The sequence below is a fragment of the Isoptericola nanjingensis genome, from assembly GCF_050311635.1.
In the GTDB taxonomy this organism is placed as follows: Bacteria; Actinomycetota; Actinomycetes; order Actinomycetales; family Cellulomonadaceae; genus Isoptericola; species Isoptericola nanjingensis.
Genome location: NZ_JBNOZL010000008.1, coordinates 136,501 through 162,804 on the forward strand (window position 1 = coordinate 136,501; position 26,304 = coordinate 162,804).

The window sequence follows — 26,304 nt, forward strand, 5'->3', positions numbered from 1 at the left end:
GCCATGCCCGTTGACCGCACCGCGGCCCGTGAGCTCGTCGAGACGCTCGAGGAGCTCTCCCGCGCCCAGCGCGAGGCCGCCATGCGCGTGGCGCGCGACCTGGACCTCCCCCGGGCCGGCCTCGGGGCCCTGCACCTGCTCACGCGGTGCGGGCGCGTCCAGATCACCGACGTCGCCGCGAAGCTCCGCGTCGACGTCTCCGTCGCGAGCCGCCAGATCAGCGCCCTCGTCGACGCCGGTCTCGTCGAGCGCACGGTGGACGACGACGACCGGCGCGCCCGCTACCTCGCCCTGACGGACGCCGGCCGCGAGTTCGCGGAGGCCTCCTTCGAACGCATCGACGACCTCGTCTCCGAGTCCTTCTCCGACTGGTCGGAGAACGACCTCGCCGACGCCATCTCCCGGATCCGCAGCGTCGCGGCCGCACTCACCACGACCCACGACCGCGCCACGGCGCAGGAGGAGATCCCCGCCCGATGAGTCAGTCCCCCAGCCCGGCGCCCACCGCGCCGGACCTCTCCGCCGCTCCGGCCCCGGCGATGACCCGCCGCGAGGTGCTCGAGGCCCTCTCGGGCATCCTCCTCGGCGTCTTCGTCTCGCTGCTGGCCACCACCATCGTCTCGACGTCGCTGCCCAAGATCGTCAGCGAGCTCGGCGGCTCCCAGCACTCCTACACCTGGGTCGTCACCGCGATGCTGCTGACGATGACGATCTCGACCCCGCTGTGGGGCAAGCTCGCCGACCTGACCAACCGCAAGGTGCTCATGCAGGTCGCCCTCGCGATCACGGTGGTCTCCGCCGCCGCTGCCGGCCTGTCGCAGAACATCGAGATGCTCATCGGCTTCCGCGCCCTGCAGGGCATCGGCGCCGGCGGCCTCACCGCCCTCGCGACGGTCCTGATGGCCGACATCATCAGCCCGCGCGAGCGCGGCAAGTACATGGGCCTCATGGGCGGCGTCATGGCCGTCGCGCAGATCGGCGGCCCGCTGCTCGGCGGCGTGCTCACCGACTCGATCGGCTGGCGCTGGACGTTCTTCGTCGGCGTCCCCTTCGCCGTCGCCGCGTTCATCGTGCTGCAGAAGACGCTGCACCTGCCCGCGCTGGCCAAGCGGGAGGTGAAGATCGACTACGCCGGCGCCGGCCTCATCGCCGTCGCCGTCGCGCTGCTGCTCCTGTGGGTCACCTTCGCCGGCGACCAGTTCGAGTGGCTGTCGTGGCAGACCGGCGCGATGGTCGGCGGCGCCCTGCTGGCGCTCGTCGTCGTCGGCTTCGTCGAGAAGAACGCCGCCGAGCCGATCATCCCGCTGCACCTGTTCAAGAACCGCACGTTCGTGCTCGCCGTGGTCGCCTCGGCGTCCGTCGGCGTCGCCATGTTCGGCACCGCGGTCTTCCTCAGCCAGTACTTCCAGCTCGCCCGCGGCAAGACGCCGACCGAGTCCGGCCTGCTCACCATCCCGATGGTGATCGGCACGATGCTCGCGGGCATCGTGCTCGGCCGGATCATCTCGAACACCGGCCGGTACAAGGCGATCATGGTGGGCGGCGCCGTCCTCCTCACCGGTTCGTTGTTCGGCCTGTCGACCATCGAGGTGGACACGAGCTTCGTGCTCATCTCCGTCTTCCTGTTCGGCCTGGGCCTGTCGGTGGGCGCCCTGATGCAGAACCTCGTGCTCGCCACGCAGAACACCCTCGACGTGCACGAGATGGGTGCCGGTACCTCCGGCGTCGCGTTCTTCCGCTCGCTGGGCGGCGCGATCGGCGTCTCGGCGCTCGGCGCCGTGATGGCCGCGCAGATCAAGACGGACCTCTCCACCGGCCTGGCGAAGCTCGGCATCGCCTCGGACGCGATGGGTGCCGGCTCGGGCGCGGTCCCGGACCTGGCCGCCCTTCCCGCCCCCGTGCAGACGGTGGTCGAGGGTGCCTACGCCGACGGCATCACGACGATCTTCCTGTACGCCGTGCCGATGGCCGTCGTCTCGCTGATCGCGGTGCTCTTCATGAAGGAGATCCCGCTGGGCCAGCGCTCCGGCATCGAGCAGGTGCTCGACGAGGAGAAGTCGGCCGAGCAGGACGTCGCCGCTCCGGTCGCCGAACGGGCCTGACACCGGCCCAGCACCCGGACGGGGTCGATTTCACCCGCTGAGACGCCGTCCGGGTGCAAGTTCGCCTGCTACGCCACTCCCGTTTGCCTCGGCGAAGCCTCATGATGGGCGCATGCACGACGTCGCCGCCCAGCCCCTGCCCGACCCGGCCACCGACCCGTTCGGTGCCCTCGAACGCGAGATCCGGGTCCTGATCCGTCGCGCCCAGTCGTCGGCGGCCCAGACCGCCCGGCGGGTGCACCCCGAGCTCGAGGCGTCGGCCTACCCGATCCTCGCGCACATCGACTCCCATCCCGGGATCCGCGGCTCCGACCTCGCCGCACACTTCGGCGTCGGCCGTGCCACCGTGTCCCGACAGCTCAGCCGCCTGGTGGAGCTCGGCCTCGTGCACCGCGAGGTGGACCCGGAGGACACCCGCGGCCAGCGGATCACCCTGACCGCCGACGGCGCCCAGCGCTTCGCCCGGGCCCGCGACCGTCGCATCGAGATGTACAAGGACGCGTTCGGCGACTGGGACGAGGCGGACGTCGCGCAGCTCGCGACGCTGCTGCACCGCTACTCGGAGGACTTCGTCCGCTGGCGCGACACGCGCTCCTGAGACGTCGTGGGCCTGGGCCCGCGTCGCCGGTCGAGCCTGTCGGGACCCGTCCCGGCAGGCTCGACGCGTGTCCGGGGCCGGGTCAGCCCTCGAGGAGACGGGACCGCAGGGCGTCCAGCGTCTCGGTGCCGCCGCCGTGCGCACGGAACCATCCCGGTGCGCCGCCGTCGTGCTCGGCGAACCGGTCCAGCACGGTCTCGATCGCCCAGCCCGGAGCGGTGACGAGCTCGGACGGCAGCTTCGCCAGCACGTGCGCGTCAGGGACGGCGAGGTTCGCCGTGACGGCGGCGCGGGCCAGCACCTCTCGCATGTGGGGACCGGTCCGCTCGTAGTCGGCGACGATCGCGGCACGGTCCACGCCCAGCAGGGCCAGCACCAGCGCGACGGTCACCCCCGTGCGGTCCTTGCCGGCGGTGCAGTGCACGAGCACCGGCGCGTCGTCGACCGCGATCAGCCGCACCGCCTCCACGAGGTGCCCGGCGCCCACGCCGTCGAGCATCTGCAGGTACAGCTCCCCGAGGCCGGGCACCGGCGCCGGCGCGGTGGCGCCCTGCATCGCCGTGCCGTCCAGCAGGGGCAGCGGGACGACGTGCGCGACGCCCGTCAGCGGGTGCGGCTCGCCGTTCTCCCCCGGGTCGCGCAGGTCGAGCACCGTGCGAGGCGGCCACACCACGTCGGACGGGGCGACGTCGCCCGACCGGGGCGCGTCGGAACGCAGCAACGCCCCGGGCACCAGGCCCGGGGCGGCCGTCGCGACGTCGCGCACGTTGACGAGATGGTCGGGCACGGACGCCGGCGCGGCGGTCCAGGCCGTGGCGGCGTCGGCCACAGAGGGCGCAGAGGACGCGGAGTCGGTCACCCGACCGACCCTAGCCGCGCCCTGCCCGAAGCGCTGCGGGCAGGGCGCGACGACCGGGCGGTCAGCCCTCGGCGGGCTCGAACGTCAGGCTGAGCGAGTTCATGCAGAACCGGTCGCCCGTGGGCGTCTGCGGCGCGTCGTCGAAGACGTGCCCCAGGTGCGAGCCGCACCGGGCGCAGCGCACCTCGGTGCGGACCATGCCGTGCGACCGGTCCTCGAGCAGCTCGACGGCGTCGCCGGCGAGCGGCGTGTAGAACGACGGCCAGCCGCAGTGCGAGTCGAACTTGGTCTCGCTCCGGAACAGCTCGTTGCCGCACGCGCGACACCGGTACACGCCGACGCGCTTCTCGTCGAGCAGCTCGCCGGTCCAGGGCCGCTCGGTGCCCGCCTGCCGCAGCACGGCGAACTCCTGCGGGTTCAGCTCGACCTTCCACTGCTGGTCGGACTTGGTGACTTCGTACGTCATCTGACACCTCCGTCGTGCTCAACCCGGACCGGCGTGCGACTGTTCCTGCCCTGCGGCGGCTCAGGCCGCGGGTGCCGAGCCGCCCTGCCCGCGGCCGCGGCCGCCACGACGCCGACGACGGCGGGCGGGTGCGGACCCGTCGGCCCGGACCGCCTGCGGGGCGTGGCCGCCGGACGACGCCGGCTGCGCCTGCGAGCGCTGGCCCTGCTGGCCGCGCTGCCCCTGCCCGCGCTGTGCCTCGCCGCGCGGCGCCTGGCCGTGCGACGTGCGGCCGCGCTGGCCGCCGCCCTGCTGCTGGCCGCCGCCCTTGCGGCGCTGCGGCTGCGGGGGCGCCGCCGGCGCGGGCGCCACGTACGGCGCGACCTCGCCGACCAGCGCGGCGACGGTCGCGTCGCCCGGGGCCACGGGCTGCGGGCGGGCGTCGATCTTCGCCTTGCGCGTGAGGTCGCGGACGTCGCCGCGCTGCTCGGGCAGCATCACGGTGACGACGTCACCGCCGGACCCGGCGCGTGCCGTGCGGCCCGAGCGGTGCAGGTACGCCTTGTGCTCGGCGGGCGGGTCGACGTGCACGACGAGCTCGACGTCGTCGACGTGGATGCCGCGCGCGGCGATGTCGGTGGCGACGAGCACCTTGACGTCCCCGGAGGAGAACGCCGCGAGGTTGCGCTCACGCGCGCCCTGGCCGAGGTTGCCGTGCAGGTCGACCGCGGGCACGCCCGCGCCCGTGAGCTGCTTGGCGAGCTTCTTCGCCTGGTGCTTGGTGCGCGTGAACAGCACGCGGCGGCCGGTGCCGGAGGCGAGCGCGTGCACCACGTGCTTCTTCGCGTCGGCGTCCGCCACGGCGAGGATGTGGTGCGTCATCTGCGGCGGCGGGGCGGCGGCCTCGTCCACGGAGTGCGTCACCGGGTTCTTGAGGTAGCGCTTCACGAGCACGTCGACGCCGTTGTCCAGCGTCGCCGAGAAGAGCAGGCGCTGGCCCACGGTGGGCGTGCGGTCCATGATCCGCTTCACGCCGGGCAGGAATCCGAGGTCGGCCATGTGGTCGGCCTCGTCGAGCACCGTGATCTCGACGTCGTCCAGGGTGAGGTGCTTCTGGCCGAGCAGGTCCTCGAGGCGGCCGGGGCACGCGATGAGCACGTCGACGCCGGCGTTCAGGGCGTTGACCTGGCGGGACTGCGCGACGCCGCCGAAGACGGTGGTCGTCACGAGGCCGAGGGCCTTCGCGAGCGGCTCCATCGTGGCGTTGATCTGGTTGGCGAGCTCGCGGGTCGGGCAGAGCACGAGCGCCCGCGGGCGGCCGGGACGACGGCGCGGGCGGCCGGCGGCCGCGGCCTTCGCCGCCGACGTCGCGAGCCGCGTCACGACGGGCAGCGAGAACGCCAGGGTCTTGCCGGAGCCGGTGCGGCCTCGGCCGAGCACGTCGGTGCCGGCCATCGTGTCCGGCAGCGACGCCGTCTGGATCGGGAAGGGGGTGGTGATGCCCTGGTCCGTCAGCTGACGGACGACAGGGGCAGGCAGGCCGAAGTCGGCAAAGGTAGTCAAGGAAAAGGGCCTCTCGGGCAGGGACGTCTCGGACGTCGAGGTCGGGGTCCGCCGCACGCAATCCGGGGGGATCTCCACGACGCGGGGCGCGCAACGCGCAGCCACCTGCCCCCATTCTCTCACGACCGGCGCCCGGGTCGACCGACCGGCCTCTCAGGGGCCCGTGGTGGAATGGCCGCCGTGGACGACTTCCTCACCACCGTCGGCGACGTGCTGACCCAGATCTGGACGGCCGCCACCACCCCCGTGCCGCCGCCGGCGCAGCCGGTGGTACTGGCCGCGGGCCTCGCCGCGCTCGCCGTCGTGCTGGTGACCCCCGTGTGGCGGGTGGCACGGCACGTCGTGACGATCGCGCACGAGGGCGCGCACGCCGTCGCCGCCATGCTCACCGGGCGACGCCTGGACGCCATCCGGCTGCACTCCGACACCTCCGGGCTCACGGTGTCCGCCGGGCGCCCACGCGGCTTCGGGATGATCGTCACGGCGTTCGCCGGGTACGTCGGCCCCGGCCTCACGGGGCTCGGCGCCGCCTGGCTGCTGCGGCACGGCTACGCCGTCGGGCTGCTGTGGCTGCTGGTGCTGCTGCTCGCGCTCCTGCTGCTGAAGATCCGCAACTGGTTCGGCCTCTGGTCGATCCTCGTCTCCGGCGCCGCCCTCGTCGCCGTCTCGTGGTGGCTCGAGCCCGCCGCACAGGCGACCGTCGCCTACGCGGTGACGTGGTTCCTGCTGATCGGGTCCGTGCGGCCCGTGCTCGAGCTCCAGGCCCAGCGCTCCCGGGGGCGCGCGCGACGGTCGGACGCCGACCAGCTCGCGGCGCTGACCCGCACGACGGGCATCCTGTGGGTCGTGGTCTTCCTGCTGGTCACCGTCGGCTGCCTGCTGCTCGGCGCGACGTGGATCGTGGAGCCCGCGACCTGACGACGGCTCCCCGCCGGCGCGTCAGAGCCGCGCGTACCGGGCCCGCGCGAACGAGTACACGCCGTAGGCCGCGATGCCCAGGCCCGTCGCCACGAGCAGCACCACCCCGAACGGCTGCTCCCGGATCGTGCGCAGGGCGTCGTCCAGACCGCCCGCCCTCTCGGGGTCGGCCGTGACGGCGGCCGCCACGAAGAGGCCCCCGAGGACGCCGAGCGCGATCCCCTTGGCCACGTAGCCGACCTGGCCGAGCCGCACGACCGCCTGCCCGACGGCGCCGCCCCCGGTCGCGCGCAGGTCGTCGCGGAACGACTTCCGCCACCCCTTGACGACGTGGAAGACGCCCACCCCGACGATCACGAGGCCGACCACCGCGACGAGCCACCGGCCCGCGGGGGCGCGCATGAGGTCGGCGGTGAGCCCCTCCTCGGAGCCGCCGCCGGACGACCCGGTCGCGACCCGCACCGCGGTGCCGGCGAGCACCCCGTACAGGACGGCCTTCGCCGCGGCCTTGGCCCGGGCACCGACCTGCTTCGCCTTGTCCGTCCCGGGCACGCCCGCCACCGCCTCGGTGAGCTGCCACACGGCGAGGCCGGCGAAGCCCACCGCCGTCAGCCACAGGAGCAGCGCGCCGCCCGGGGCGTCGGCCAGCTCACGCAGGGCGCCCTGCTGGTCGGCGTTCCCCCCTGAGGACCCGAAGGCCAGGCGGACGGCCAACCAGCCGAGGAGCAGGTGCAGCACGCCGGACGCGACGTAGCCGGCACGCGCGAGCGCCTGCAGTGCGGTGCTGTCGTTCGCGCTGCGCGAGGAGCGTCGGGCGGCGCGGGCGGGGTCGGACACAGGTCACCTCCGTCGGTGCCGCGCGGGTCGCGGCACCACACGATGGCGCAACCGGGCCTTGGACGCCACCCGCGCCGCGCCCGCTCCCGGCACGACGACGGCCGGGCACGGAGCGATCTCCGTACCCGGCCGTCGGAGGACCGGTCAGGCGGGGGCGGTGCGCCCTCAGGAGGCGCCGCGTCCCCGCCCGGACGTCACGCCTGCGGCGTGAGCACGAACCCGGGACCCTGCGCGGCAGGGTCGGTGTCGAGGGTCAGGGTGTCGAGGGCGGGCGCGGCCTGCGCCTCGACGAACACGTGCGTGGCTCCCTCCTCGTCGACGACCTGGTCGTCGGGCTGGGGCGCCGGGACGAGCGCGAGCTCGAAGTTGCCGGGCTGGCCGGCGGACTGCGCGATCCGCAGCCCGCCCTCGTCGGGCACCCCCGCCTGCTGGGCGAGGTCCTGGACGGCGGTACGGGCGTTGTCGGTCACGGTGAGCATGGACGCTCCTCTCGTCGGTCCTTGCGAACCCGTCCACCGAAACAGGACCTGGGGCCCGACGCAACGATGAGACGCGATCGGGACGAGATCTCCCGGTGGGTGAGACCCCGCGTGACAGCCGTGCCGGCGCGTCGATAGGTTGCCCTCCGTGACCGGATCGTGACCTTGCGGGCGGCGTCACGGGCGTTGCCGGGACCCGGTGCGCACGGGCCGCCCGCAGCCCCGCGTACGCTGTCCGCAGCCGGCGACCGACCTCCGGGCGGACGACGGCGGGCCTCTAGCTCAACTGGCAGAGCAGCGGACTTTTAATCCGCGGGTTGTGGGTTCGATCCCCACGGGGCCCACTCCTGCACGACACCGTCGCAGGCCGTCGCCGCCCGAAGGAGCCCCGTGCCCGTCCGCGTCCAGGCCCCCGCCGTCGTCGCCCACCGCGGCGCGTCCGCCGACGCCCCGCAGAACACGCTGGCCGCGATCGACCTCGCCGGGGAGGTGGGCGCCGCGATGGTCGAGATCGACGTCCACCTCAGCGCCGACGGCGTCCCGGTGGTCATCCACGACGGGACGGTCGACGCCACGACGGACGGTACGGGCGAGGTGCGGAGCCGCACCCGGGACGAGCTGCAGGGCCTCGACGCCGGCTCGTGGTTCGGCCCGGAGTTCGCCGGGCAGCGCATCCCTACGCTGGCGGAGGTGCTGGACGTCGTCGCACGGCACCCGGGCCTCGGCGTCCTGTGCGAGTACAAGGGCCGCTGGAGCGCCGACGACGTCGCGGTGACGATGCGCGTGCTCGACGACCCGGGACTGGACGGCCGGCTCATCGTGCAGGGCTTCGACCCGGAGACGGTCGCGGCCCTGCGCGACGTCGCGCCGCAGGTGCCGCGCTCCCTGCTGGTGGAGCACCCCCGCGAGGGCCTGCCCGCCCTTCTCGCCGCGCTCCACGCGGCCGCCGTCAGCCCCGGGGTCGCGCTGATCGCCGACGACCCGGACCTCGTCCCGACGGCGCACGCCGCGGGGCTGCGGGTCTTCGGCTGGACGGCGAACGACGAGCCCGCGTGGCGCACGCTCGTCGACGCGGGCGTGGACGGCATCATCACCGACCGTCCGGCGGCCCTGCGCGACTGGCTCGGGTCGACGGCGTCCCCCGCCCAGGGCTGACCGGGCCGGGCGCCCGCTCAGCGCCGCGGCGCGTGCAGCCAGCCCGAGAGGCGCCCCGTCACCCAGGGCAGCACCCAGAACGACATGATCGGCGTGAGCACCAGCGTCGAGACGAGCACCCGCAGCAGCACGTGCAGCTCCGCGAAGGGCGGCACGAGCCACCCCACCAGCACAGTGAAGGCGAGGTTCACGGGGAAGAAGCCGAGCCAGATGGCCACGGACTGCTTCCACCGCGGCGGCGCGGCCAGCAGCGGCGGCCCGGTGGGCTCGTCCTGCCGCACCGGCGGGTCGAACCAGCCCTCGATGCCGGTGCGCCTCTCCACCCGCCGCTCCTCCACGAGCCCCTCCCCGGCGGCGAGCCAGCGCCGGCGCTCGGGCGACTCCTCCCATGCCTCGAGGCGGGCGGCGTCGGCGAAGCGGTAGAGCATGATCCAGTCCGCGGCGCCCTCGGAGGCGCGGATCCAGCCCGAGCCGAGGAAGCCGTCCCAGCGGTTCGCGAGCCGGACGCCGGACTGCACCCAGGCGGTGACCTCCGGGACGCGGTCGGGGCTGACGGCGCGGTGGACCGCGACGGTCACGGGTGCGGAAGTCATCCGAGCATCCTGGGCCGCGTCCCGGTGTCGCGCCCCTCGCCCACGGCCCGGCGGGACGACGCGTCCCACGATCCGGGCGCCCGAGGATCGCCGGGATGTCCCGGCCTTCACATCTCGTCCCTACGCCCCGCACGGGATTCGTGTCGTCTGGTCGCCTCGTTGGCCCGGAGCACCCGTCGAAACGGTTGAAGATGGAATGAGCTTCCGACCGGTGCGAGCTCCCGAGAGGTTCGAGCTCCCCGCCTTCCCTACCCCGAGGACTTCCCCACGTGACCGAGCACGCCCCTGCGCCGCTGCCCCGGCGCCGCGACATCCACCACCCGTCCCGGCAGCGCCGCGCCGACGTCCACGCCGCCCGTCCCACGACGCCGCGCCTCGGGCGCCGCACCGTGCGCGCCGGCGTCCCCGTCGCGCTGACCGTGATGGCGCTGACGACCGGGGTGGTCCTCACCGGCAACTCCACCGCGTCCGGGGAGACGCGGACCGCCGCGTCGACCGACGCGGGCTCGTCGTCCGTGGGCACCATCGAGACCGGCACGTTCGGCACCGTCTCCCCGACCGCCTCGGCCACGACGGCGATCGTGCGGCCCGCGCTGTCCGGCGCCGCGGGCGCGACGTCGGGCGCCGTCGGCTCGGGCACCGCGAGCACGGGCACGGCGAAGGCCGACACCGAGCAGGCGTCGTCGAAGGGCGCCGCGAAGAGCGCCGCCCCGTCGGGCGACGAGGCGCTCACCGCCGCCCAGGAGGCCCTGGCCCGCGCCGACCAGGTGACGACCGAGACGATCGGGATCCCCGCCAAGCAGCGCAAGGCCGTCGCGAAGAGCGCGGCGCACCTGCGCGACGTCGTGACCGACCGCGCCGGAGGAGAGGCGGCGTCGCGCGCCGGCGAGCGCACCGCGCTCGACGTCCGCGGGCAGGACGCGGCCGACGTCGCCGACGCGACCGAGGACCTCACCACCCTGATCGAGAAGACCGACACCACGGCGATCAGCATCACGCCCGCACCCGCGACGCCGGCCGAGATCCTCCACGCGCAGGCCGCGGCGGCCCGCAAGGCCGCCCCCTCCCTCAAGAAGTTCGCGGACGACACCGCGGGGTACGGGAACGGTCGCCTCGCGTCCGCCGACCTCGAGGGCCTGTCCTTCGCGTCGGGCGAGTCCCTGCGTCGCGACGCGGCCGAGCAGCTCGAGCGCCTCGACGCCGCCTACCAGGCGCGCTTCGGCGAGCACCTGCAGATCCGTGACTCCTACCGCTCCTACGAGTCGCAGGTGTCCGTCAAGGCGAGCCGCGGCTACCTCGCCGCCGTGCCCGGCTACTCCGACCACGGCTGGGGCATCGCCGTCGACATCAACGGCGGCGTCGAGGAGCGCTCGAGCGCCCAGCACCAGTGGCTGGTCGCGAACGCCGCGAAGTTCGGGTGGCGCAACCCCGCCTGGGCGCAGGCGGACGGCCGCAAGCCGGAGGCGTGGCACTGGGAGTACCGCCCGTCCTGAGGCTCCACGCCCCGCAGCACGACCCCGACGGACCCGTGACGCCCCGTGCGTCACGGGTCCGTCGTCGTCGGTCCGGAGCGCGGCTCAGGCCCAGCCGAGCTCGTGCAGCCGCTCGTCGTCGATCCCGAAGTGGTGGGCGATCTCGTGCACCACGGTGATGGCGACCTCCTCGACGACGTCGTCACGCGTGTCGCAGATGGCCAGGGTCGGGTTGCGGTACACGGTGATCCGGTCGGGCAGCGAGCCCGCGGCCCAGAACTGCCCGCGCTCGGTGAGCGGCACGCCCTCGTACAGCCCCAGGAGCTCGGGGTCGTCGGCGGGGGCGTCGTCCTCGACGAGGACGACGACGTTGTCCATCATCGCCGCCAGGTCGGCCGGGACCTGGTCGAGGCCGTCCCGGACGGCCTCCTCGAACTCCTCGCGCGTCATCTCCACCACGGGTCCCATCCTCGCCCACGGACGGGCGAGGGCCGTCCCTGCCGGCTGGGTATGCTTGCCGGGTCCAGCCCCCATCGTCTAGCGGCCTAGGACCCCGCCCTTTCACGGCGGTAGCACGGGTTCGAATCCCGTTGGGGGTACTCCGCGGGGACGCCGGCAGCGTCGGCAGCCCCGCGAAACGGCGCGTCCTTGCTGGTCAGGATCCGATTTCAAGATCCCGGCGAGCATGGGGTACGCTTCTTCTCGGCTCGAAACGAGCTTCCTCGGTGGGAGTCCACTCCCCACCTTGGCCCTGTAGCGCAGTTGGTTAGCGCGCCGCCCTGTCACGGCGGAGGTCGCGGGTTCAAGTCCCGTCAGGGTCGCGCATGATGCGCCCGGTTCGTCGGAAACGGCGCCCGGGCGTTCGTGTCCAGGCTCTGTAGCTCAGTTGGTAGAGCGTTCGACTGAAAATCGAAAGGTCACCGGATCGACGCCGGTCGGAGCCACCATCGAGACCCCCACGCCCCGGGCGTGGGGGTCTCGTCGTCTTTCCGCCAGGAATTGCCTGGACCAGCAGGGACGGGTTGAGTGGGACCGCACGGACGATCACCTCACGCAGGATCGGAGCAGCCGATGACGGACTGGGACGACGGGCGCACCCCGCCCGCCGAGCAGCCACCCTCCATGGGGCGGCTCGTGGAGCAGCTGTCGGAACAGACGACGCGGCTCGTGCGCGCAGAGGTCGCGCTCGCCAAGGCCGAGCTGACGGAGAAGGCGAAGCGTTCCGGCATCGGGATCGGGCTCATCGCCGCAGCCCTCGTCGTCGTGCTCTACGCGGTGGGCGTCCTTATCTGGGCCGGGATCACGGGCCTCGCAACGGTCTGGCCGCTGTGGCTCTCCGCGCTCGTCGTCGGGGTCGCCATGCTGCTCGTCGCCGGCCTCGCCGTCGCGATCGCGGTGCGCCAGCTCAAGAAGGCGGCCCGGCGGCCCGAGACGATCGACCGGGTCAAGGAGGACGTGGAGACGATCAAGAAGGGGGTGCGCCGGTGACCGAGCCCACGACGCCCGAGAACAGGACCCCGGCCCCCACGGCCCGCGAGCTCGAGGACGAGGTGGCCCGCACCCGCGCGGAGCTCGCCGCGACACTCGACCAGCTCGCGACGCGCCTCTCGCCGAAGTACCAGGCGAACCAGCTCGCCCGGGCGACCAAGCAGGCCGCCGGCGACGCCGGCACGTTCGTCACGGGAGGCGGGCTCCCCGCCACCGACCCCCGCCGCAAGCGCAACGCGCAGGTGCTCCTCGGCGCCGCGGCGGCGGGGCTGGCGCTGGTCGTGATGGTCGTCGTGCGAGCGCGGCGCCACTGAGCGCCCCCGCGCTCGAGCGGCGCCGCGGCGCCCCCTGGGGCGCTCTACTTGTCCGGCGTCGCCTCCTCGGAGGCGGCGCCGAGCAGCGCGCGCACCTCCGACTCCTTGTAGCGGCGGTGACCACCGAGCGTACGGATCGACGAGAGCTTCCCCGCCTTCGCCCAGCGGGTCACGGTCTTCGGGTCGACGCGGAACAGGCTGGCCACCTCGGCAGGCGTCAGCAGAACCTCGGAGTCTCCGTGGAGCGACATCCCCTGCACCTCCTGGTACGGACCGGCCCGGGCGGCGCCCGGTGTGCGGACACGGTCTCGCTCATCCATTGTGTGCAGAAAGCGGGATTGAGGCGACTTGGGAGCCGGATGAAATCGTCCGGATCGTCCTGGCATGGACCGAGTCGTACGCGTGCGTCCGTTCTGCCGGGGCGTCAGGCGCCTCCGGACCGCTCCGCGCACCGATCGGTCTCGTGACCTGAGACACCATCGGACGAGGATCACCCGCTCCCACGTCCGTCGATGCATACGGCACGTGTCGCGGAGTGGAGGGAATGGCGCGCGAGCATGTACCGTTGGGGTCTGAACAGACTACTTACGCACGGGGCCGCCGTCACGGACGGCGCAAGCCCCGCTCCTACGTTGAGGGGGTCTCAGCCATGGGCCGCGGCCGTCAGAAGGCAAAGCAGACTAAGGTCGCTCGCGAGCTGAAGTACTACAGCCCCGAGACGAACTACCACGCGCTCGAGCAGGAGCTCAAGGGCAGCGAGGGCGGTCGCACGGATGTCGCCACGGAGGATCGTTTCTCCGACGACGACGAGTACGACAACCGATACAACTCCTGGGGCGACGAGCGCTGAGTCCCCAGCGTCGGACCCCGTGACCCACGGGTTCCGACGCCGCGCGCGAAGGGCCGGACGGCAGCAGCCGTCCGGCCCTTCGTCATGCGCGAGGTCGGGCGCGGGGGAGGTCCGCTCCCCCGCGCAGGACGTCAGCGGTAGTCGCCCGTGAGGCGGACCGCGCCGCCCTGCACACCCTTCGTCCCGGCGACCAGGTCCTCGGCCGGCACGCCCGGGTCAAGGTCCTCGACCGAGCCCAGCACCCACGCCGGCACGCCGCGAGCCGCGAGGGTCGCCAGCGCCGCGTCGACGCCGTCCGCGCCCACGACGGCCACCATGCCGACACCGAGGTTGAGCGTGTTCTCCAGGTCCCGCCGCGGCACCGAGCCGAGCTCGCGCACCGTGCGGAAGACGGCTGGCACCTCCCACGAGCCCCGGTCGACCGTCGCCACCGTGCCGGCGGGCAGCACGCGCGCGAGGTTCGCCGCGAGCCCGCCGCCCGTCACGTGCGTGACTGCGTGCACCTGCGCGGCCGGGTCCTCGGCGAGCGCGAGCACGTCCCGCGCGTACACGCGGGTGGGCTCCAGGAGCTCCTCACCCAGGGTGCGGCCGAACTCCTCGACATGGCGGTCCAGCGACCAGCCGGCGTGCTTCACGACCGCGCGCACCAGCGAGTAGCCGTTGGAGTGCAGGCCGCTCGATCCCATCGCGACGAGCACGTCGCCGGCGCGCACGCGCTCGGGGCCCAGGACGGCGTCCGCCTCGACGATGCCCGTGGCCGCGCCCGCGACGTCGTACTCGTCGGGGGCGAGGAGGCCCGGGTGCTCGGCCGTCTCGCCGCCGACGAGGGCCGTGCCGGCCACCTCGCAGGCCTGCGCGATGCCACGCACGATGTCGGCCACGCGCTCGGGGACGACCTTGCCGGTGGCGATGTAGTCCGTCATGAACAGCGGCTCGGCGCCGACCACGACGATGTCGTCCACGACCATCCCGACGAGGTCGAAGCCGATCGTGTCGTGCTTGTCGAGCGCCTGCGCGATCGCGACCTTGGTGCCGACACCGTCCGTCGACGTCGCGAGGAGCGGCTTGCGGTACTCGCGGATCGCGGACAGGTCGAAGAGCCCCGCGAAGCCGCCCACGCCCCCGAGGACGGCGGGCCCGTGCGTGCGGCGCACGGCGTCCTTCATCAGCTCGACGGCCTTGTCGCCGGCCTCGGTGTCGACGCCGGCCGCGGCGTAGGTCAGGGGTTCGTTCGTCACGTGGGGCTCACCGTTCGTCGGCTGTGTCGGTCGGCTGTCAGGCGGGGTCGGCTGTCAGTCACGGGTGGTCGAGCGCGGTGCCGCCACCGGCCCCCACGGAGACCGTGCGGAGCCCGTCCTCGGGGGCGCCGAGCGGCAGCTCGGCCTGCTCCAGCAGGTGCTTGCCGAGCTGATCGGCGGTGGGGAGCTCGATCGGGTACTTGCCCGTGAAGCAGGCGGCGCACAGCTGGGACGCCGGCTGCTCGGTGGCCGCGATCATGCCCTCGGTCGAGATGTAGCCGAGGGAGTCGGCGCCCAGGGACTGGCCGATCTCGTCCGGGCTGAGGCCGTTGGCGATGAGCTCGGCCCGCGACGCGAAGTCGATGCCGTAGAAGCACGGCCACTTCACCGGCGGCGACGAGATGCGCACGTGCACCTCGGCCGCGCCCGCCTCGCGGAGCATGCGGATCAGGGCCCGCTGGGTGTTGCCGCGCACGATCGAGTCGTCGACGACGACGAGGCGCTTGCCGCGGATCACTTCCTTGAGCGGGTTGAGCTTGAGGCGGATGCCGAGCTGGCGCAGCGTGTCGGACGGCTGGATGAACGTGCGTCCCACGTAGGCGTTCTTGGTGAGGCCCTGCCCGAACGGGATGCCCGACTCCGCGGCGTACCCGACGGCGGCCGGCGTGCCGGACTCCGGCGTCGGGATGACGAGGTCCGCCTCGACGGGGTGCTCGCGGGCCAGCGTGCGGCCCATCTCGACGCGTGACGCGTGCACGGAGCGGCCGTTGATGGTGTTGTCGGGGCGGGCGAGGTAGACGTACTCGAAGACGCAGCCCGCGCGCTCCGGCTCGGCGAACTTCTCGGAGCGCAGGCCGTCGGCGTCGATGGTGAGGAGCTCGCCCGGCTCGACGTCGCGCACGTACGACGCGCCGACGATGTCGAGGGCCGGCGTCTCCGACGCGACCACCCAGCCGCGCTGCAGGCGGCCCAGGACCAGCGGGCGCACGCCCTGCGGGTCGCGGGCGGCGTAGAGGGTGCCCTCGTCCATGAAGACGAGGGAGAACGCGCCGCGCAGCTTCGGGAGCACCTCGAGCGCCGTCTGGGCGAGGGTGTGGTCGGCGTCGCCGGCCAGCAGGGCCGTGATGAGCGCCGTGTCGGTGGTGTTGCCGCGTGCGAGCTCGCCGCGGCGCTGCGCGCCGTAGCGCTCGGCCACGAGGTTGACCAGCTCGGCGGAGTTGGTGAGGTTGCCGTTGTGCCCGAGGGCGACGGTGCCGCCCGCGGTCGCGCCGAGGGTCGGCTGGGCGTTCTCCCAGGTCACGCCGCCGGTGGTGGAGTACCGGCAGTGGCCCACCGCGAGGTGGCCGGTGAGGGCGTCGAGCGCCGTCTCGTCGAAGACCTGGGACACGAGGCCCATGTCCTTGTACACGAGGATCTGCTCACCGTTGCTGGTGGCGATGCCCGCGGACTCCTGTCCGCGGTGCTGCAGGGCGTACAGGCCGAAGTAGGCGAGCTTGGCGACCTCCTCGCCGGGGGCCCAGACCCCGAAGACGCCGCACGCGTCCTGGGGGCCCTTCTCGCCGGGCATGAGGTCATGGTTCAGGCGGCCGTCAGGGCGCAAGGGCATGCCTCGAGTATCCCACAGGGCCCCGGTGCGTCGACCTGCCCGGACGCGTCAGCGACGACGCAGGCTGCGCCGGTCGGAGATCACGGCGACCAGCCCGCCGACGCCCAGGCCGAGGGCGATCCCGCCGAGGATCATCACCGACACGTAGACGCCCGGCTTCAGCAGGGCCGCAGCGACCTCCGGATCGGCGGCGTCGATGAGCCAGGTCGAGAAGATCAGCCCGACGACACCGCCGACCAGCGCGCCCATCCACAGGAACACCGGGAACTTGGGGGCGCGACGCACCCGCTCGGGGTCGACCAGCAGCGTCACGTCCTGCGGCGCCTCGACCTTGTCCGACGCCTCGTCCGCGGCATCGTCCGAGGCGCCGTCCGGGGTGGCGTCGGTGCCGGCGGCGGACTCGACGGTCTCCGCCGGCGCCTCGCCGGCGGGCGGCGTGGCGTCGGGCGCGGTGCCGTCGGGTGCCGGGGTGTCCTGGTCGGGGGTCGAGCTGCTCACCCCTCGAGCCTAAGCCACCCGCCGGCACCCGACCGCCGCTCGTCAGGCGGCTCCCAGGTCCTTCCAGGGGCCCCACGGCGTCGCGCCGGGCTCGTCGTTCCGGGAGTACCACTGGGCCCGCCAGCGGTGCCCGTCGTGCACGACGACGTCACCCTTCCCGTACACCCAGGTGCGGGTCCAGGCGGAGAAGGTCCCGGCCGACGTGGCGACCGGAGCCCCGACCTCGGCCCAGGGCCCGTACGCCGACGCCCCGGGCCGGTCGCCGCGCGACCACCACAGCGCCTCGAAGAGCCCGCCCTCGAAGGCGACCCGGTCCCCCTTGCCGTAGGTGTCCTTCGCGTCCCACGCGGGTGCGGACGGCGTGAGGTCGAGCCCGACGAGCAGCGGGTCGTGGTCCGACGACCGGAACGGCGTCTCGTCGTAGAGGATCGTCGCGTTGTAGTTGTAGCGGCTGTACTCGTTCGCCACCGGCTCGTACGCGTTGACGTTCCAGATGTCCGTGCCGGTCACCCGGGCGATCAGACCCGACGACGCGAGCGCGTGGTCGAGCGAGCCGACCGCGCCGTCGAACGCGTACGTGTACTCGCCCGTGGTGGGCCCGAGGTCCGTGTAGCCCGCGTCGGTGAGGACGACGACCGGGTCCTCCTGCTCGTAGGAGTTGAGGTCGCCCACGAGCAGCACCGCGTCGGTCCCGGCGTCGGCGGCCACGTCGTCGGCGAAGGCCACCAGCGCGGTCGCCTGGCGCACGCGCGACTCGTTGGAGGCGCCCTGGCCGTCGCCCGTGTCCTCGTCCCCGGGCCACGGGCCCGCCGACCCCTTCGACTTGAAGTGGTTGGTGATCACCACGACGTCGTCGCCCGGGTCGGCGTCGACCCCGCCGGCCGGCTGGAACACCTGCGCCAGCGGCTGGCGTGCGTTGCCGAACGCCTCCGGGTCGTCGAGGATCCGCGAGGTCCCGACGGGCTCGGCGCCCGCGGTCCGGTAGACGAACGCCGTGCGGATCACGTCCTCGCTCTCCGGGAGGTCGGCCGGGGACGCGACGTACGCCCAGGTGCCCGCGCCGTCGTGCGCGTCGAGCGCGTCGACCAGGTCGGCCAGGGCCTGGTCGCGGTCCTTGCCGAACGCGGCGGAGTTCTCGATCTCCTCGAGGCCGACGACGTCGGCCCCCAGCGCCGAGATCGCCGCGACGATCTTGGTCTGCTGCCGCTCGAGGTCCTCGGCCTCGGCCGCGCCGCGGGCGTCGCAGCCGCCGCGCACCGTGACCGGGTCGCCGGCGCGGTCCGTGTAGTAGGTGCACCCGTCGAGCTGGTCGCCCGTGGTGGTGAAGTAGTTGAGCACGTTGAAGGTGCCCACCTGCAGCGTGCCGCCGACGTCCTGCGGCGAGGCCTCGCGCGTGTTCTCGAACGTGGCGGGCTGCACGGCGTCGGCCACGTCGGGCGTGAGCCGGTGCTGCGGCTGCAGCCCCCAGGCGTCGTACCGGTAGTCGAGCACGACGGGCCGCGTGAAGGTCACGGCGGCGCCGACCCGCACGGGGTCGCCGCCCGTCAGCCACGGCAGCGGCTGCGACGAGTTGGCGGCCGAGCCGTAGTTCGTCGACGCGCCGTCGTCCAGCAGGACGGCCCGGGCCGCGTTGTCCTCAGCCTGCTGCTTCGCCTCCACCGAGCCGGGCCGGCCGGCCGTGGTGGGCTGCACGAGCGGCGCGTCGCCCGTGGCGAGCCCGATCGTGCCGTAGAAGTTCGTGTCGTAGTTGTCGGTGACGGTGAAGTCGCCCTGCGGCGCGAGCAGCATGCCCTCGAGCGCCTCGCGCTCGGCGTCGGTCGCGGGCCAGGTCGTGGCCAGCGGCTCGACGGCGCCGCGCTCGTCCAGCGCGGTCCAGGAGTCCGCGGTGAGCTCCGTGAGGCCGGAGTACTCGCTGACCTCGCCGGTGACCTCCACGTGGTCGCCCACCTCGAGCTCGGCGGCCGCGGCGCGGGAGAACACGAAGACGGCGTCGGAGGCGCCGGGGGTGGCGTCGGAGGCGGGGTCGCCGCCCGTACCTGACGTCTGGAGGTAGAGGCCGTCGAAGCCGCCCGTGGGGTAGGTCGCGGTCACGACGCCGGTGGTCGTCACCGTCTTCCCGACCAGCGGCGACGCGGCGCCGGTGCCCTGGATCTCGGCGATCGTCGCGTCCTCTGCCGGGCCCGGGTCCGTGCCGGGGTCGGTGCCGCTCGCGGTCGGCGTCGGCGCACCGGCCGTGAAGTCCGCGGCGTTGTCGGCGGTGTGCGCGTGGTCGCGGCGTGCGACCGACGTGGCGTTCGTCGTCGCCGGCGCCGGCCCCGAGCCCGCGAAGGCGCTGGCGGTCGGGCCCCAGCCGACGAGGTCGACGACGGCCTCGGCCGCCGCGCAGTCCGCGCCCGCGCACGTCAGGCGGTCCGTCGAGCGCACCAGCGCCGCCTTCGCGCCCGTGCCGGACATCGCGATGGTGCCGGTGACGTCGGGGGCCGGCAGCGCGGGCAGCGACGTGTTCCCGCCCAGCGCCTCCGCGACGAGGAACGACCCGCCCGCCGGGATCGACCCCGCGAGGTTCGTCTGGGCCCCGTTGGCCCAGGTGCCGGTCGCGGACGCGTACTGCACCGACCAGCCCTCGAGGGACACCGGCTGGTCCGTCGGGTTGTACAGCTCGACGAAGTCCTGGTTGAACGCGGCGCCGCTGTTGCCGCCGCCCCCGTACAGCTCGTCGATGACGACGGGGGCGTCGGGCGAGACGGCGGCCGTCGCGGGGACGGCCAGGGCGGCGCCGACGGGCAGGACGAGCGCGGCCGCGGTGGCGGCGAGCGGTGCTCGACGGCGGGAGGGACGGGTGGGGCTCACGGTGGCTCCTTCGCGGCGGACGTGGGTGACGTCACCTCAGCAGACCCGCGTGAACCGTTGTTGAACCCCACGTCACCGGACGTCGTCGTCCGGCCGTCGGGATGCGTGCCTGCCCGGTGCGCCGAACGTAGCGGAACCGGCCGACACCCGCGCGCCCGCCGGATCAGGTACTACCTCGGCGCCTCACGTACTACCTCGCGGGGATCGGTACTACCTCGCGGGGATGCGTGCTACCTCGGCGGAGCTCGTCAGGGGCGCGGGCGTGCTGCCTGCAGCGGCAGGAGCGCGGACAGGTCGGCCCGCTCCCCCGACGCGCTCACCCGCCCGGACGCGACGGCGTCGGCCCACGAGAGCCGGCCGGTGGCGAGCGCGAGCCAGGTCTCGACGTCGGTCTCCACCACGTTCGGCGGCGTCCCGCGCGTGTGCCGCGGCCCCGCCACGGCCTGCACGGCCCCGGCGGGCGGCACCCGCACCTCCACCGAGTTCCCGGGCGCGACGTCGGCCAGCTCCTCCAGCGTGAACCGCACCGCCGTCGTCATGACGGGCCGCGAGGTGTCGCCGCCCAGCCACGCGGCCACGGCCGCCCGTCCGGCAGCAGGTTCGGTCCGTCGTCGCGCAGGCACGCCAGCACCTTAAGCCTCTCCACCCACCGTCCGACGGCGTCGCTCCGCGCGACCGCACCGACGCGGAACAGCGGCTAGGAAGCAGCCAGCTCCGCCCGGACCTCCTCCCGCAGCCGCCCGTGCCGTGACGGCTCGGGGGCGGCGGCGAGCAGCGTCTTCGTGTACTCGTGCTGCGGGTCGAGGATGACCTCGTCGGACGGCCCACGCTCCACGATGTCCCCCCGGAACATCACGATGATCTCGTCGCTGAAGTGCCGCGCCGTGGCGAGGTCGTGGGTGATGTACAGGACGCCGAGGTTCTCCTCGCGCTGCAGCCTTGCGAGCAGGTTGAGCACCCCGAGCCGGATGGAGACGTCGAGCATCGAGACGGGCTCGTCGGCGACGAGGAACCTCGCGCCGGGTGCGAGGGCCCGGGCGATGGCGACCCGCTGCCGCTGACCGCCGGACATCTCGTGCGGCCGCTTGACCGCGTAGAGCTCGGCCGGTGTGAGGTTGACGCGCTCCAGCAGGTCGTGGACCGCGGGCCCGAGGGCGTCGCCGCTCGCGACACCGTGGAGCTTCAACGGACGCTCCAGGTGGTGCGCCACCGTGTGGTACGGGTTGAGCGACGCGAACGGGTCCTGGAAGACCATCTGCACCTGGTGGCGGTAGTTCGACAGCGCGCGGCCGCGGCGCCCGATGGGCCTGCCGTCGAGCAGGATCTCGCCGCTCGTCGGGGTCTCCAGCTGGGAGATCATCTTGGCCACGGTCGACTTGCCGGACCCGGACTCGCCGACGAGAGCGAGGGTCTTGCCGGGCTCGAGCGTGAACGACACGTCGTTCACGGCACGCAGGGTGCCGCTGCGCAGCCCGCTGCGGACCTTGAACTCCTTGACGAGGTTGCGGACCTCGAGGCTGCTCATGACGCCTCCTCCTCGGCGGCGTCGCGGGTGACGCCGGTGCGGACGAACGAGCCACGGTCGCCCGTGAGGCTCGGGAAGGAGTCCAGGAGCTGCCGCGTGTACGGGTGCTGGGCCCGCGCGTAGATGGACTCCGAGGTGTCGAGCTCGACGATCCGGCCGGCGCGCATGACGGCGATCCGGTCGCTGATCTCGAGCAGGAGCGGCAGGTCGTGGGTGATGAACACGACGGCGAAGTTGAACCGCTCGCGCAGCCGCATGATCTCGCGCAGGATGCCGCGCTGGACGACGACGTCGAGCGCGGTGGTCGGCTCGTCCATGATCATGACCTGCGGGTTGAGCGCCATGGCCATGGCGATCATGACGCGCTGGCGCATGCCGCCGGACAGCTCGTGGGCGAAGCTGTCGAGGCGCGTCGGGTCGACCCCCACGAGCTCGAGGAGCTCGGCGGAACGCGCGGCGCGCTCCTTCGTGCCCATCTGCGGCCTGTGGGTGGTGAGGACGTCGCCGAGCTGCTTGCGCACGCTGATCACCGGGTTGAGCGAGTTCATCGCCCCCTGGAAGACCATGGACACCTTGTCCCAGCGGAAGGCACGCAGCGCGTCACCGGTGAGGCTGACGACGTCGATGTCGGTGCCGTTCGCGTCGTGGAACGTCACGTCGCCGGAGCGGAGGATGGCCGGGGGCTTGAGGAGCCGGTTGAGTCCGTAGGCGAGCGTCGTCTTGCCGCACCCCGACTCGCCGGCGAGCCCGAGGATCTCGCCGCGGTGCAGCGTGAGGGAGACGTCGTCCACGGCGCGGACGGGCGGGTCCACCTGGTACTCGATGGACACGTTCCGGGCGGTGAGGACCGGCTCGAGGCGGGCCACGTGGTCGTCGTGCGTCGGCGACGACAGCGGGCCGGTGGTGGTGGCGGTCATGCGTCGACCCTCTCCTTGTCGGCGGCGACGGTCTCGGCCGCGGCTCGGCGGCCGAGCTTGTCCTTGCCCGCCTTGCGCGCCTCGCGGACGCTCTTGGCGGCGGCGGGCGCGAGCCGCAGCTTCGGGTTGACGATCTCGTCGATGGCGAAGTTGACGAGGGAGAGCCCGGTGCCGAACAGGGCGATCATCAGCCCCGGGGGGACGAACCACCACCAGGCGCCGCGGGTCAGCGCGCCGCCGCCCTGCGCCTCGTTGAGCATCGTGCCCCAGGTGATCGACCCGTTGGGCCCCAGGCCCAGGTAGGACAGGCCGGCCTCGCCGAGGATGGCGAGCACGATCGCGAAGAGGAACTGGGACGCCAGCAGCGGCAGCAGGTTGGGCAGCACCTCGACGCCGATGATGCGCGGCGTCCTCTCCCCGGCGACGCGGGCCGCGGAGACGTAGTCGCGCACCCGCAGCGACCGGGCCTGGGACCGCAGCACGACGGCGGGCCCCGCGAAGGCGGTGACGCCCAGGATGAGCGCGACGACCCACAGGCTGCGCACCTGCAGGTAGCTGGCGACGACGATCATCAGCGGCAGGCCGGGGATGACGAGCATGATGCCGGTGACCAGCGAGAGGAACTCGTCGGTCCAGCCGCGCAGGTACCCGGCGACGACGCCGAAGAACAGCGCGAGGACGATCGCGACGAGGCCCGCGGTCACGCCGACGACCAGCGAGCCGCGGGCGCCCTCGGCGAGCTGGGCGAGCACGTCGTAGCCGAGGCTGGTCGTGCCGAGCCAGTGGCCGGGCTGCGGCGGCAGCAGCGGGTCGTTGGCGGAGCTGCGGGGATCCTGCGTGACGAAGGGGCCCACGATCGCGAACAGCACGATCCCGCCGATGAGGATGAGCCCGGCGAGGAGCTTGCCCGACATGGAGGGCAGCATCTGTCGCACGCCGGACTTCTTGCCCGGCGGCGTAGGAGGCGTGGCCGGCTCGGTGTCCGGCGTGGTGGCGGGTGCGGTGGTGTCGGTGTCAGTCATTGTGGCGCGTCCTCGGGTCCAGGAAGCCGTAGATGAGGTCCATGAGGAACAGTGCTGCCAGGACCGCGAGCGTGATGACGAGGAAGACGCCCTGCATCAGCGCGTAGTCGTTGTTGCGTACCGCCGTGATCATGAGCTTGCCCACGCCCGGGTACGTGAAGACCTGCTCCATGACGAGGGAGCCGGCCACGACGAACCCGAGGGACACGCCGAACCCGGCGAGGGACGGCAGCGCGGCGTTGCGCATCGCGTAGGTGGTGAACACGCGGCGCGGGCGCAGGCCCTTGGCCTCGGCGGTCGTGACGTAGTCCTCCGACAGCGTGGAGACCATCATGTTGCGCATCCCGAGCAGCCAGCCGCCGACCGACGAGATGACGATCGTGACGGCCGGGAGGAACGCGTGGTAGAGCACCGAGCCGACGAAGGCCCAGCTCCACTCCGGTCCGTTGAAGTGGAAGACGTCGTACGCGCCGATGATGGGGAACCACTGGAGGCTCACGGCGAACACGAAGATGAGCACGAGGGCCACCCAGAAGTAGGGCAGCGACTGCAGCATGGTGGTGCTCGGCACGAGGCTGTCCACCCAGGTGCCGCGCTTCCAGCCGGCGAGCGCGCCCAGCCCGATCCCGAGGACGAACGAGATGATCGTCGCCGTGCCGACGAGGCCGAGGGTCCACGGGATCGCGTCGCCGATGAGCTCGGTCACCGGCGTCGGGAAGTTCGTCACCGAGACGCCCAGGTTCCCCGTGAGGACGTTCTTCCAGTACGTGACGTACTGCTCCCACAGGGACTGGTCCTCGGCCGCACCGAGGAGGAGCCGGATGCTGTTCTCGGTGCCCGCCGGGATGCCTCCGGCGCGCTGCAGCTTCGCCATGAGGATCGAGAACGGGTCGCCCGGCAGCATGCGCGGGATGAAGAAGTTCAGCGAGATCGCGGCCCACAGGGTCACCGCATAGAAGGCGATCCGCCTGGCGTAGAACTTCATGGGGTCGGGCCGCCCTTCGGTGTCGCGGGCATGCGGCTCCTCCTCGCTCGGTGCGTCACTGCGTCGTGGTGCGGGTCGTGCGGGTGACCGGCGGGCTGGGGAGCCCGCCGGTCACCGGGCCGGGAGCGCGTTACTGGGCGCCGCCGAGCTTGCCGAGGATGACGCCCGAGGACGGGCCCTGCCACGACGGCGGGAACATGTACATGTCGTCCTCCGTGGGCCAGCCGGCGAACTTCGTCGTGTTGAAGAACGTCTGCGTGCCGTTCACGACGATCGGGATGTACGGCAGGTCCTCGACGATGTTCTCCTGGACGGTGGCGTAGGCCTCCTTCTTGGCGGCCTCGTCGTTCGTCTGGGACGCGGCCTCGACGGCGGCGTTCACCTCGTCGTCGTCGTAGCGGGAGATGTTCCACTCGCCCGGCTCGAGCGCGGTGCCGACCTTCTGGGTGTAGTCGCCGGTGAACCACTCGCGGTAGATCTGGAACGGGTCGGCCAGCGAGGTGCCGACGACGCCGCCCATGATCAGCTCGAACTCGCCGGAGACGCGCGCGTCGGCGAACTCGTTCCAGGAGATCGTGGACGCGGTGACCTTGAGGCCCGCGGCCTTGGCCTGCTCCTCGATGAGCTTGGCGGCGTTGTTGAAGTCCGACCACCCGTCGACGGAGGTCAGCGTCAGGTCGATCGGCGTGCCGTCCTTGCCGTAGAAGCCGTCGGCGTCCTTGGTGTAGCCGGCCTCCTCGAGGATCTTCCCCGCGGCCGCGGCGTCGGCGCTCTGCGGCGACTCCTTCGGCATGCCGTCCGCGATCCACTTGTCGTCGCGGCCGAGCAGCGCGAACGTCGGCGAGATCGGCTTGGCGAGCCCGACGAACGCCTTCTCGGTGATCGCGGAGCGGTCGATGGCGGCGTCGAGCGCCTGGCGGACGGCGACGTCCGTCTGGGCGCCCTTGCAGCCCAGGTCGGTGTTGGAGCACGTGTACAGCACGACGGGGTCGACGGGCGTGTTGACGTACCCGAAACCGCCGGTCGAGGTGATCCGCTCGGGATCCGGCACGAACATCGTGGTCCAGTCGATCTGCCCGGTCGTGAGCAGGTCCTCCGCGGACTGGTTGGCGTCGATGCCGACGTAGCGCAGGGAGGCGACCTTCGGCGCCCCGCCCCAGTAGTCGGGGTTGGCCTTCGCGGTGTACGCGGCGTTGGACGCCGTGTCGAGCATGTACGGGCCTGTGCCGACCGGGGACTCCGCGTTGTCCCACGCCACGAGCCCGGTGAGGGCGTTGCCCTCGGCGTCCTCGCCGGAGTCCTTCTCGTGCTCGGAGAACACGTGCTTCGGCACGATGTACGTGCTGCCGAGGATCGCGAACTCGTTCGCGAACGCCGGCTCGTCGAAGGAGAACACCACGGTGGACTCGTCCTGCGCGACCGCGTCCTTGAGGTAGACGGGCTTGGCGGTGTCGTTCGTGAACGAGTACACGACGTCGTCCGCGGTGAACGGCTGGCCGTCGTTCCACTGCACCCCGCTACGGAGCGTCACCGTGAGCTCGGTGCCGTCCTCGTTCCACTCGAACGACTCGGCGAGCATCGGCGTGGGGTCCACGTCCTGGAGCTTGTTGTACGCGAACAGCGACTCGTAGATGCCGCCGTTGGCGAGGTGCAGCACGCCCACCGCGTAGGGGTTGAAGTTGGGGGTGATCGGGGTCTGCGAGCCCGCCCAGATCACGAGCTCCTGGTCGGTGGCCTGGCCCTCGGCCGCGGGGGCGCTGGTGCCGTCGCCGCCGTCGTTGCCCTCGGCGGAACCGGAGCACCCGGCGGCCAAGAGGGTCACGCTGGTCAGGGCGGCGGCGGCTGCGAGCCACCGTCCGCGGATCTTCCCTCGGATCATCGTTGGTCCTTCCAGTCGGCAGCGCACCCTCACGCCGCGATCGCTCACGCTTAGGGAAGGAACCTTAACGAATAGTCACAGGGCCGGCGCTAGACCTTGAATCGTTATAAG

The 26,304-nt window shown here is 72.9% G+C and carries 27 protein-coding genes and 4 tRNA genes; 13 read left to right on the plus strand and 18 right to left on the minus strand.

Translation table 11 applies throughout. From position 1 onward, the window contains the following. Nucleotides 1–3: 3 nt before the first annotated feature. From ACQP6G_RS16875 to ACQP6G_RS16885, 3 genes are all read left to right on the plus strand, one after another. Nucleotides 4–480, plus strand: coding sequence for a MarR family winged helix-turn-helix transcriptional regulator (locus ACQP6G_RS16875; RefSeq protein ID WP_429765971.1), 477 nt, complete (start codon nucleotides 4–6; stop codon nucleotides 478–480). Continuing rightward, nucleotides 477–2,102: an MDR family MFS transporter gene (locus tag ACQP6G_RS16880; RefSeq protein ID WP_429765973.1), complete on the plus strand. Its 1,626-nt coding sequence runs from the start codon at nucleotides 477–479 to the stop codon at nucleotides 2,100–2,102. Before ACQP6G_RS16875 ends, ACQP6G_RS16880 begins: the two co-directional genes overlap by 4 nt. A 112-nt stretch (nucleotides 2,103–2,214) precedes the next feature. Further along, nucleotides 2,215–2,700 (plus strand): MarR family winged helix-turn-helix transcriptional regulator, encoded by a 486-nt coding sequence (locus ACQP6G_RS16885; protein WP_429765975.1) that lies wholly within the window; start codon nucleotides 2,215–2,217, stop codon nucleotides 2,698–2,700. A gap of 82 nt (nucleotides 2,701–2,782) precedes the next feature. Here ACQP6G_RS16885 and ACQP6G_RS16890 read toward each other — a convergent pair whose 3' ends face one another. The 3 genes from ACQP6G_RS16890 to ACQP6G_RS16900 all read right to left on the minus strand — a co-directional run bounded on the left by ACQP6G_RS16890 (nucleotide 2,783) and on the right by ACQP6G_RS16900 (nucleotide 5,567). Beyond that, nucleotides 2,783–3,559, minus strand: a complete 777-nt coding sequence (locus tag ACQP6G_RS16890; RefSeq protein WP_429765977.1) for a tyrosine-protein phosphatase — start codon at nucleotides 3,557–3,559, stop codon at nucleotides 2,783–2,785. 61 nt (nucleotides 3,560–3,620) lie between these two features. After that, nucleotides 3,621–4,025, minus strand: coding sequence for a peptide-methionine (R)-S-oxide reductase MsrB (gene msrB / locus ACQP6G_RS16895; protein WP_429765979.1), 405 nt, complete (start codon nucleotides 4,023–4,025; stop codon nucleotides 3,621–3,623). Between the two features lie 60 nt (nucleotides 4,026–4,085). Further along, nucleotides 4,086–5,567 (minus strand): DEAD/DEAH box helicase, encoded by a 1,482-nt coding sequence (locus ACQP6G_RS16900; protein ID WP_429765980.1) that lies wholly within the window; start codon nucleotides 5,565–5,567, stop codon nucleotides 4,086–4,088. Between the two features lie 171 nt (nucleotides 5,568–5,738). Between ACQP6G_RS16900 and ACQP6G_RS16905 the strand changes: the two genes are divergently transcribed. Then, entirely contained in the window at nucleotides 5,739–6,485 is a 747-nt protein-coding gene (locus ACQP6G_RS16905; RefSeq protein WP_429765982.1) for a M50 family metallopeptidase, read from the plus strand. Between the two features lie 21 nt (nucleotides 6,486–6,506). Here the strand turns inward: ACQP6G_RS16905 and ACQP6G_RS16910 are convergent, their stop codons facing one another. Both ACQP6G_RS16910 and ACQP6G_RS16915 read right to left on the minus strand, forming a co-directional pair. Then, nucleotides 6,507–7,322 carry a DUF1206 domain-containing protein gene (locus ACQP6G_RS16910; RefSeq protein ID WP_429765984.1) on the minus strand — a complete coding sequence of 272 codons (816 nt, stop codon included), beginning with the start codon at nucleotides 7,320–7,322 and terminating at the stop codon, nucleotides 6,507–6,509. A 194-nt stretch (nucleotides 7,323–7,516) separates the two neighbouring features. After that, a complete protein-coding gene (locus ACQP6G_RS16915; protein WP_429765986.1) occupies nucleotides 7,517–7,801 on the minus strand; it encodes an iron-sulfur cluster biosynthesis family protein in 285 nt (94 codons plus the stop codon). A gap of 271 nt (nucleotides 7,802–8,072) precedes the next feature. Here ACQP6G_RS16915 and ACQP6G_RS16920 point away from each other — a divergent pair. Next, nucleotides 8,073–8,145 (plus strand) — tRNA-Lys (locus ACQP6G_RS16920). 46 nt (nucleotides 8,146–8,191) lie between these two features. Then, nucleotides 8,192–8,956, plus strand: a complete 765-nt coding sequence (locus ACQP6G_RS16925) for a glycerophosphodiester phosphodiesterase (RefSeq protein WP_429765988.1) — start codon at nucleotides 8,192–8,194, stop codon at nucleotides 8,954–8,956. Nucleotides 8,957–8,973: 17 nt separating this feature from the next. On the opposite strand, the gene ACQP6G_RS16930 is transcribed toward ACQP6G_RS16925, so the two are convergent. Beyond that, nucleotides 8,974–9,549, minus strand: a complete 576-nt coding sequence (locus tag ACQP6G_RS16930) for an antibiotic biosynthesis monooxygenase (RefSeq protein WP_429765990.1) — start codon at nucleotides 9,547–9,549, stop codon at nucleotides 8,974–8,976. Nucleotides 9,550–9,818: 269 nt separating this feature from the next. Here ACQP6G_RS16930 and ACQP6G_RS16935 point away from each other — a divergent pair, with 269 nt between their 5' ends. Further along, nucleotides 9,819–11,042, plus strand: a complete 1,224-nt coding sequence (locus ACQP6G_RS16935; RefSeq protein WP_429765992.1) for a M15 family metallopeptidase — start codon at nucleotides 9,819–9,821, stop codon at nucleotides 11,040–11,042. Nucleotides 11,043–11,126: 84 nt separating this feature from the next. On the opposite strand, the gene ACQP6G_RS16940 is transcribed toward ACQP6G_RS16935, so the two are convergent. Beyond that, nucleotides 11,127–11,489 (minus strand): metallopeptidase family protein, encoded by a 363-nt coding sequence (locus ACQP6G_RS16940; RefSeq protein WP_429765994.1) that lies wholly within the window; start codon nucleotides 11,487–11,489, stop codon nucleotides 11,127–11,129. 58 nt (nucleotides 11,490–11,547) lie between these two features. Between ACQP6G_RS16940 and ACQP6G_RS16945 the strand changes: the two genes are divergently transcribed. From ACQP6G_RS16945 to ACQP6G_RS16965, 5 genes are all read left to right on the plus strand, one after another. Continuing rightward, a tRNA-Glu gene (locus ACQP6G_RS16945) sits at nucleotides 11,548–11,620 on the plus strand. A gap of 148 nt (nucleotides 11,621–11,768) precedes the next feature. Then, nucleotides 11,769–11,842 (plus strand) — tRNA-Asp (locus tag ACQP6G_RS16950). Nucleotides 11,843–11,892: 50 nt separating this feature from the next. Further along, nucleotides 11,893–11,968, plus strand: a tRNA-Phe gene (locus tag ACQP6G_RS16955). Between the two features lie 124 nt (nucleotides 11,969–12,092). Next, complete coding sequence (locus ACQP6G_RS16960) at nucleotides 12,093–12,509, plus strand: phage holin family protein (RefSeq protein ID WP_429765996.1); 417 nt, start codon at nucleotides 12,093–12,095, stop codon at nucleotides 12,507–12,509. Beyond that, on the plus strand, nucleotides 12,506–12,823 hold the full coding sequence (locus tag ACQP6G_RS16965; protein WP_429765998.1) for a DUF3618 domain-containing protein: 318 nt from the start codon (nucleotides 12,506–12,508) through the stop codon (nucleotides 12,821–12,823). The genes ACQP6G_RS16960 and ACQP6G_RS16965 overlap by 4 nt, the downstream gene beginning before the upstream one ends. A gap of 44 nt (nucleotides 12,824–12,867) precedes the next feature. Here ACQP6G_RS16965 and ACQP6G_RS16970 read toward each other — a convergent pair whose 3' ends face one another. Beyond that, entirely contained in the window at nucleotides 12,868–13,074 is a 207-nt protein-coding gene (locus ACQP6G_RS16970) for a BldC family transcriptional regulator (protein WP_079575713.1), read from the minus strand. Nucleotides 13,075–13,472: 398 nt separating this feature from the next. On the opposite strand from ACQP6G_RS16970, the gene ACQP6G_RS16975 reads away from it, so the two are divergent. Further along, a complete protein-coding gene (locus ACQP6G_RS16975) occupies nucleotides 13,473–13,673 on the plus strand; it encodes a DUF3073 domain-containing protein (RefSeq protein WP_429765999.1) in 201 nt (66 codons plus the stop codon). Between the two features lie 131 nt (nucleotides 13,674–13,804). On the opposite strand, the gene purM is transcribed toward ACQP6G_RS16975, so the two are convergent. From purM to ACQP6G_RS17025, 10 genes are all read right to left on the minus strand, one after another. Beyond that, complete coding sequence (gene purM / locus ACQP6G_RS16980) at nucleotides 13,805–14,911, minus strand: phosphoribosylformylglycinamidine cyclo-ligase (protein ID WP_429766001.1); 1,107 nt, start codon at nucleotides 14,909–14,911, stop codon at nucleotides 13,805–13,807. A gap of 58 nt (nucleotides 14,912–14,969) precedes the next feature. Beyond that, the gene (purF, locus tag ACQP6G_RS16985) at nucleotides 14,970–16,517 is read right to left on the minus strand and encodes an amidophosphoribosyltransferase (RefSeq protein ID WP_429766003.1); all 1,548 of its coding nucleotides are present in this window, start codon (nucleotides 16,515–16,517) and stop codon (nucleotides 14,970–14,972) included. A 48-nt stretch (nucleotides 16,518–16,565) separates the two neighbouring features. Continuing rightward, a complete protein-coding gene (locus ACQP6G_RS16990) occupies nucleotides 16,566–17,015 on the minus strand; it encodes a hypothetical protein (RefSeq protein WP_429766005.1) in 450 nt (149 codons plus the stop codon). Between the two features lie 42 nt (nucleotides 17,016–17,057). Further along, complete coding sequence (locus ACQP6G_RS16995) at nucleotides 17,058–19,865, minus strand: ExeM/NucH family extracellular endonuclease (RefSeq protein ID WP_429766007.1); 2,808 nt, start codon at nucleotides 19,863–19,865, stop codon at nucleotides 17,058–17,060. 248 nt (nucleotides 19,866–20,113) lie between these two features. Next, the gene (locus tag ACQP6G_RS17000) at nucleotides 20,114–20,488 is read right to left on the minus strand and encodes a sterol carrier family protein (RefSeq protein WP_429766008.1); all 375 of its coding nucleotides are present in this window, start codon (nucleotides 20,486–20,488) and stop codon (nucleotides 20,114–20,116) included. Between the two features lie 74 nt (nucleotides 20,489–20,562). Then, nucleotides 20,563–21,390, minus strand: coding sequence for an ATP-binding cassette domain-containing protein (locus tag ACQP6G_RS17005; protein ID WP_429766010.1), 828 nt, complete (start codon nucleotides 21,388–21,390; stop codon nucleotides 20,563–20,565). Then, nucleotides 21,387–22,307, minus strand: a complete 921-nt coding sequence (locus tag ACQP6G_RS17010) for an ABC transporter ATP-binding protein (protein WP_429766011.1) — start codon at nucleotides 22,305–22,307, stop codon at nucleotides 21,387–21,389. Before ACQP6G_RS17010 ends, ACQP6G_RS17005 begins: the two co-directional genes overlap by 4 nt. After that, on the minus strand, nucleotides 22,304–23,329 hold the full coding sequence (locus ACQP6G_RS17015; RefSeq protein WP_429766013.1) for an ABC transporter permease: 1,026 nt from the start codon (nucleotides 23,327–23,329) through the stop codon (nucleotides 22,304–22,306). Before ACQP6G_RS17015 ends, ACQP6G_RS17010 begins: the two co-directional genes overlap by 4 nt. Next, nucleotides 23,322–24,314 (minus strand): ABC transporter permease, encoded by a 993-nt coding sequence (locus tag ACQP6G_RS17020; RefSeq protein WP_429766014.1) that lies wholly within the window; start codon nucleotides 24,312–24,314, stop codon nucleotides 23,322–23,324. Before ACQP6G_RS17020 ends, ACQP6G_RS17015 begins: the two co-directional genes overlap by 8 nt. Before the next feature lie 130 nt (nucleotides 24,315–24,444). Next, entirely contained in the window at nucleotides 24,445–26,193 is a 1,749-nt protein-coding gene (locus ACQP6G_RS17025; RefSeq protein WP_429766016.1) for an ABC transporter substrate-binding protein, read from the minus strand. Nucleotides 26,194–26,304: the final 111 nt, after the last annotated feature.

What these genes read in the sequence shown, in the direction of transcription:
- ACQP6G_RS16875 (WP_429765971.1), top strand. Translation starts at nt 4, where the DNA reads ATGCCCGTTGACCGCACCGCGGCCCGTGAGCTCGTCGAGACGCTCGAG.
- ACQP6G_RS16880 (WP_429765973.1), top strand. Translation starts at nt 477, where the DNA reads ATGAGTCAGTCCCCCAGCCCGGCGCCCACCGCGCCGGACCTCTCCGCC.
- ACQP6G_RS16885 (WP_429765975.1), top strand. Translation starts at nt 2,215, where the DNA reads ATGCACGACGTCGCCGCCCAGCCCCTGCCCGACCCGGCCACCGACCCG.
- msrB (WP_429765979.1), bottom strand. Translation starts at nt 4,025, where the DNA reads ATGACGTACGAAGTCACCAAGTCCGACCAGCAGTGGAAGGTCGAGCTG.
- ACQP6G_RS16905 (WP_429765982.1), top strand. Translation starts at nt 5,739, where the DNA reads ATGGCCGCCGTGGACGACTTCCTCACCACCGTCGGCGACGTGCTGACC.
- ACQP6G_RS16915 (WP_429765986.1), bottom strand. Translation starts at nt 7,801, where the DNA reads ATGCTCACCGTGACCGACAACGCCCGTACCGCCGTCCAGGACCTCGCC.
- ACQP6G_RS16930 (WP_429765990.1), bottom strand. Translation starts at nt 9,549, where the DNA reads ATGACTTCCGCACCCGTGACCGTCGCGGTCCACCGCGCCGTCAGCCCC.
- ACQP6G_RS16940 (WP_429765994.1), bottom strand. Translation starts at nt 11,489, where the DNA reads ATGGGACCCGTGGTGGAGATGACGCGCGAGGAGTTCGAGGAGGCCGTC.
- ACQP6G_RS16960 (WP_429765996.1), top strand. Translation starts at nt 12,093, where the DNA reads ATGACGGACTGGGACGACGGGCGCACCCCGCCCGCCGAGCAGCCACCC.
- ACQP6G_RS16970 (WP_079575713.1), bottom strand. Translation starts at nt 13,074, where the DNA reads ATGTCGCTCCACGGAGACTCCGAGGTTCTGCTGACGCCTGCCGAGGTG.
- ACQP6G_RS16975 (WP_429765999.1), top strand. Translation starts at nt 13,473, where the DNA reads ATGGGCCGCGGCCGTCAGAAGGCAAAGCAGACTAAGGTCGCTCGCGAG.
- purF (WP_429766003.1), bottom strand. Translation starts at nt 16,517, where the DNA reads ATGCCCTTGCGCCCTGACGGCCGCCTGAACCATGACCTCATGCCCGGC.
- ACQP6G_RS17005 (WP_429766010.1), bottom strand. Translation starts at nt 21,390, where the DNA reads ATGAGCAGCCTCGAGGTCCGCAACCTCGTCAAGGAGTTCAAGGTCCGC.
- ACQP6G_RS17010 (WP_429766011.1), bottom strand. Translation starts at nt 22,307, where the DNA reads ATGACCGCCACCACCACCGGCCCGCTGTCGTCGCCGACGCACGACGAC.
- ACQP6G_RS17015 (WP_429766013.1), bottom strand. Translation starts at nt 23,329, where the DNA reads ATGACTGACACCGACACCACCGCACCCGCCACCACGCCGGACACCGAG.
- ACQP6G_RS17020 (WP_429766014.1), bottom strand. Translation starts at nt 24,314, where the DNA reads ATGAAGTTCTACGCCAGGCGGATCGCCTTCTATGCGGTGACCCTGTGG.
- ACQP6G_RS17025 (WP_429766016.1), bottom strand. Translation starts at nt 26,193, where the DNA reads ATGATCCGAGGGAAGATCCGCGGACGGTGGCTCGCAGCCGCCGCCGCC.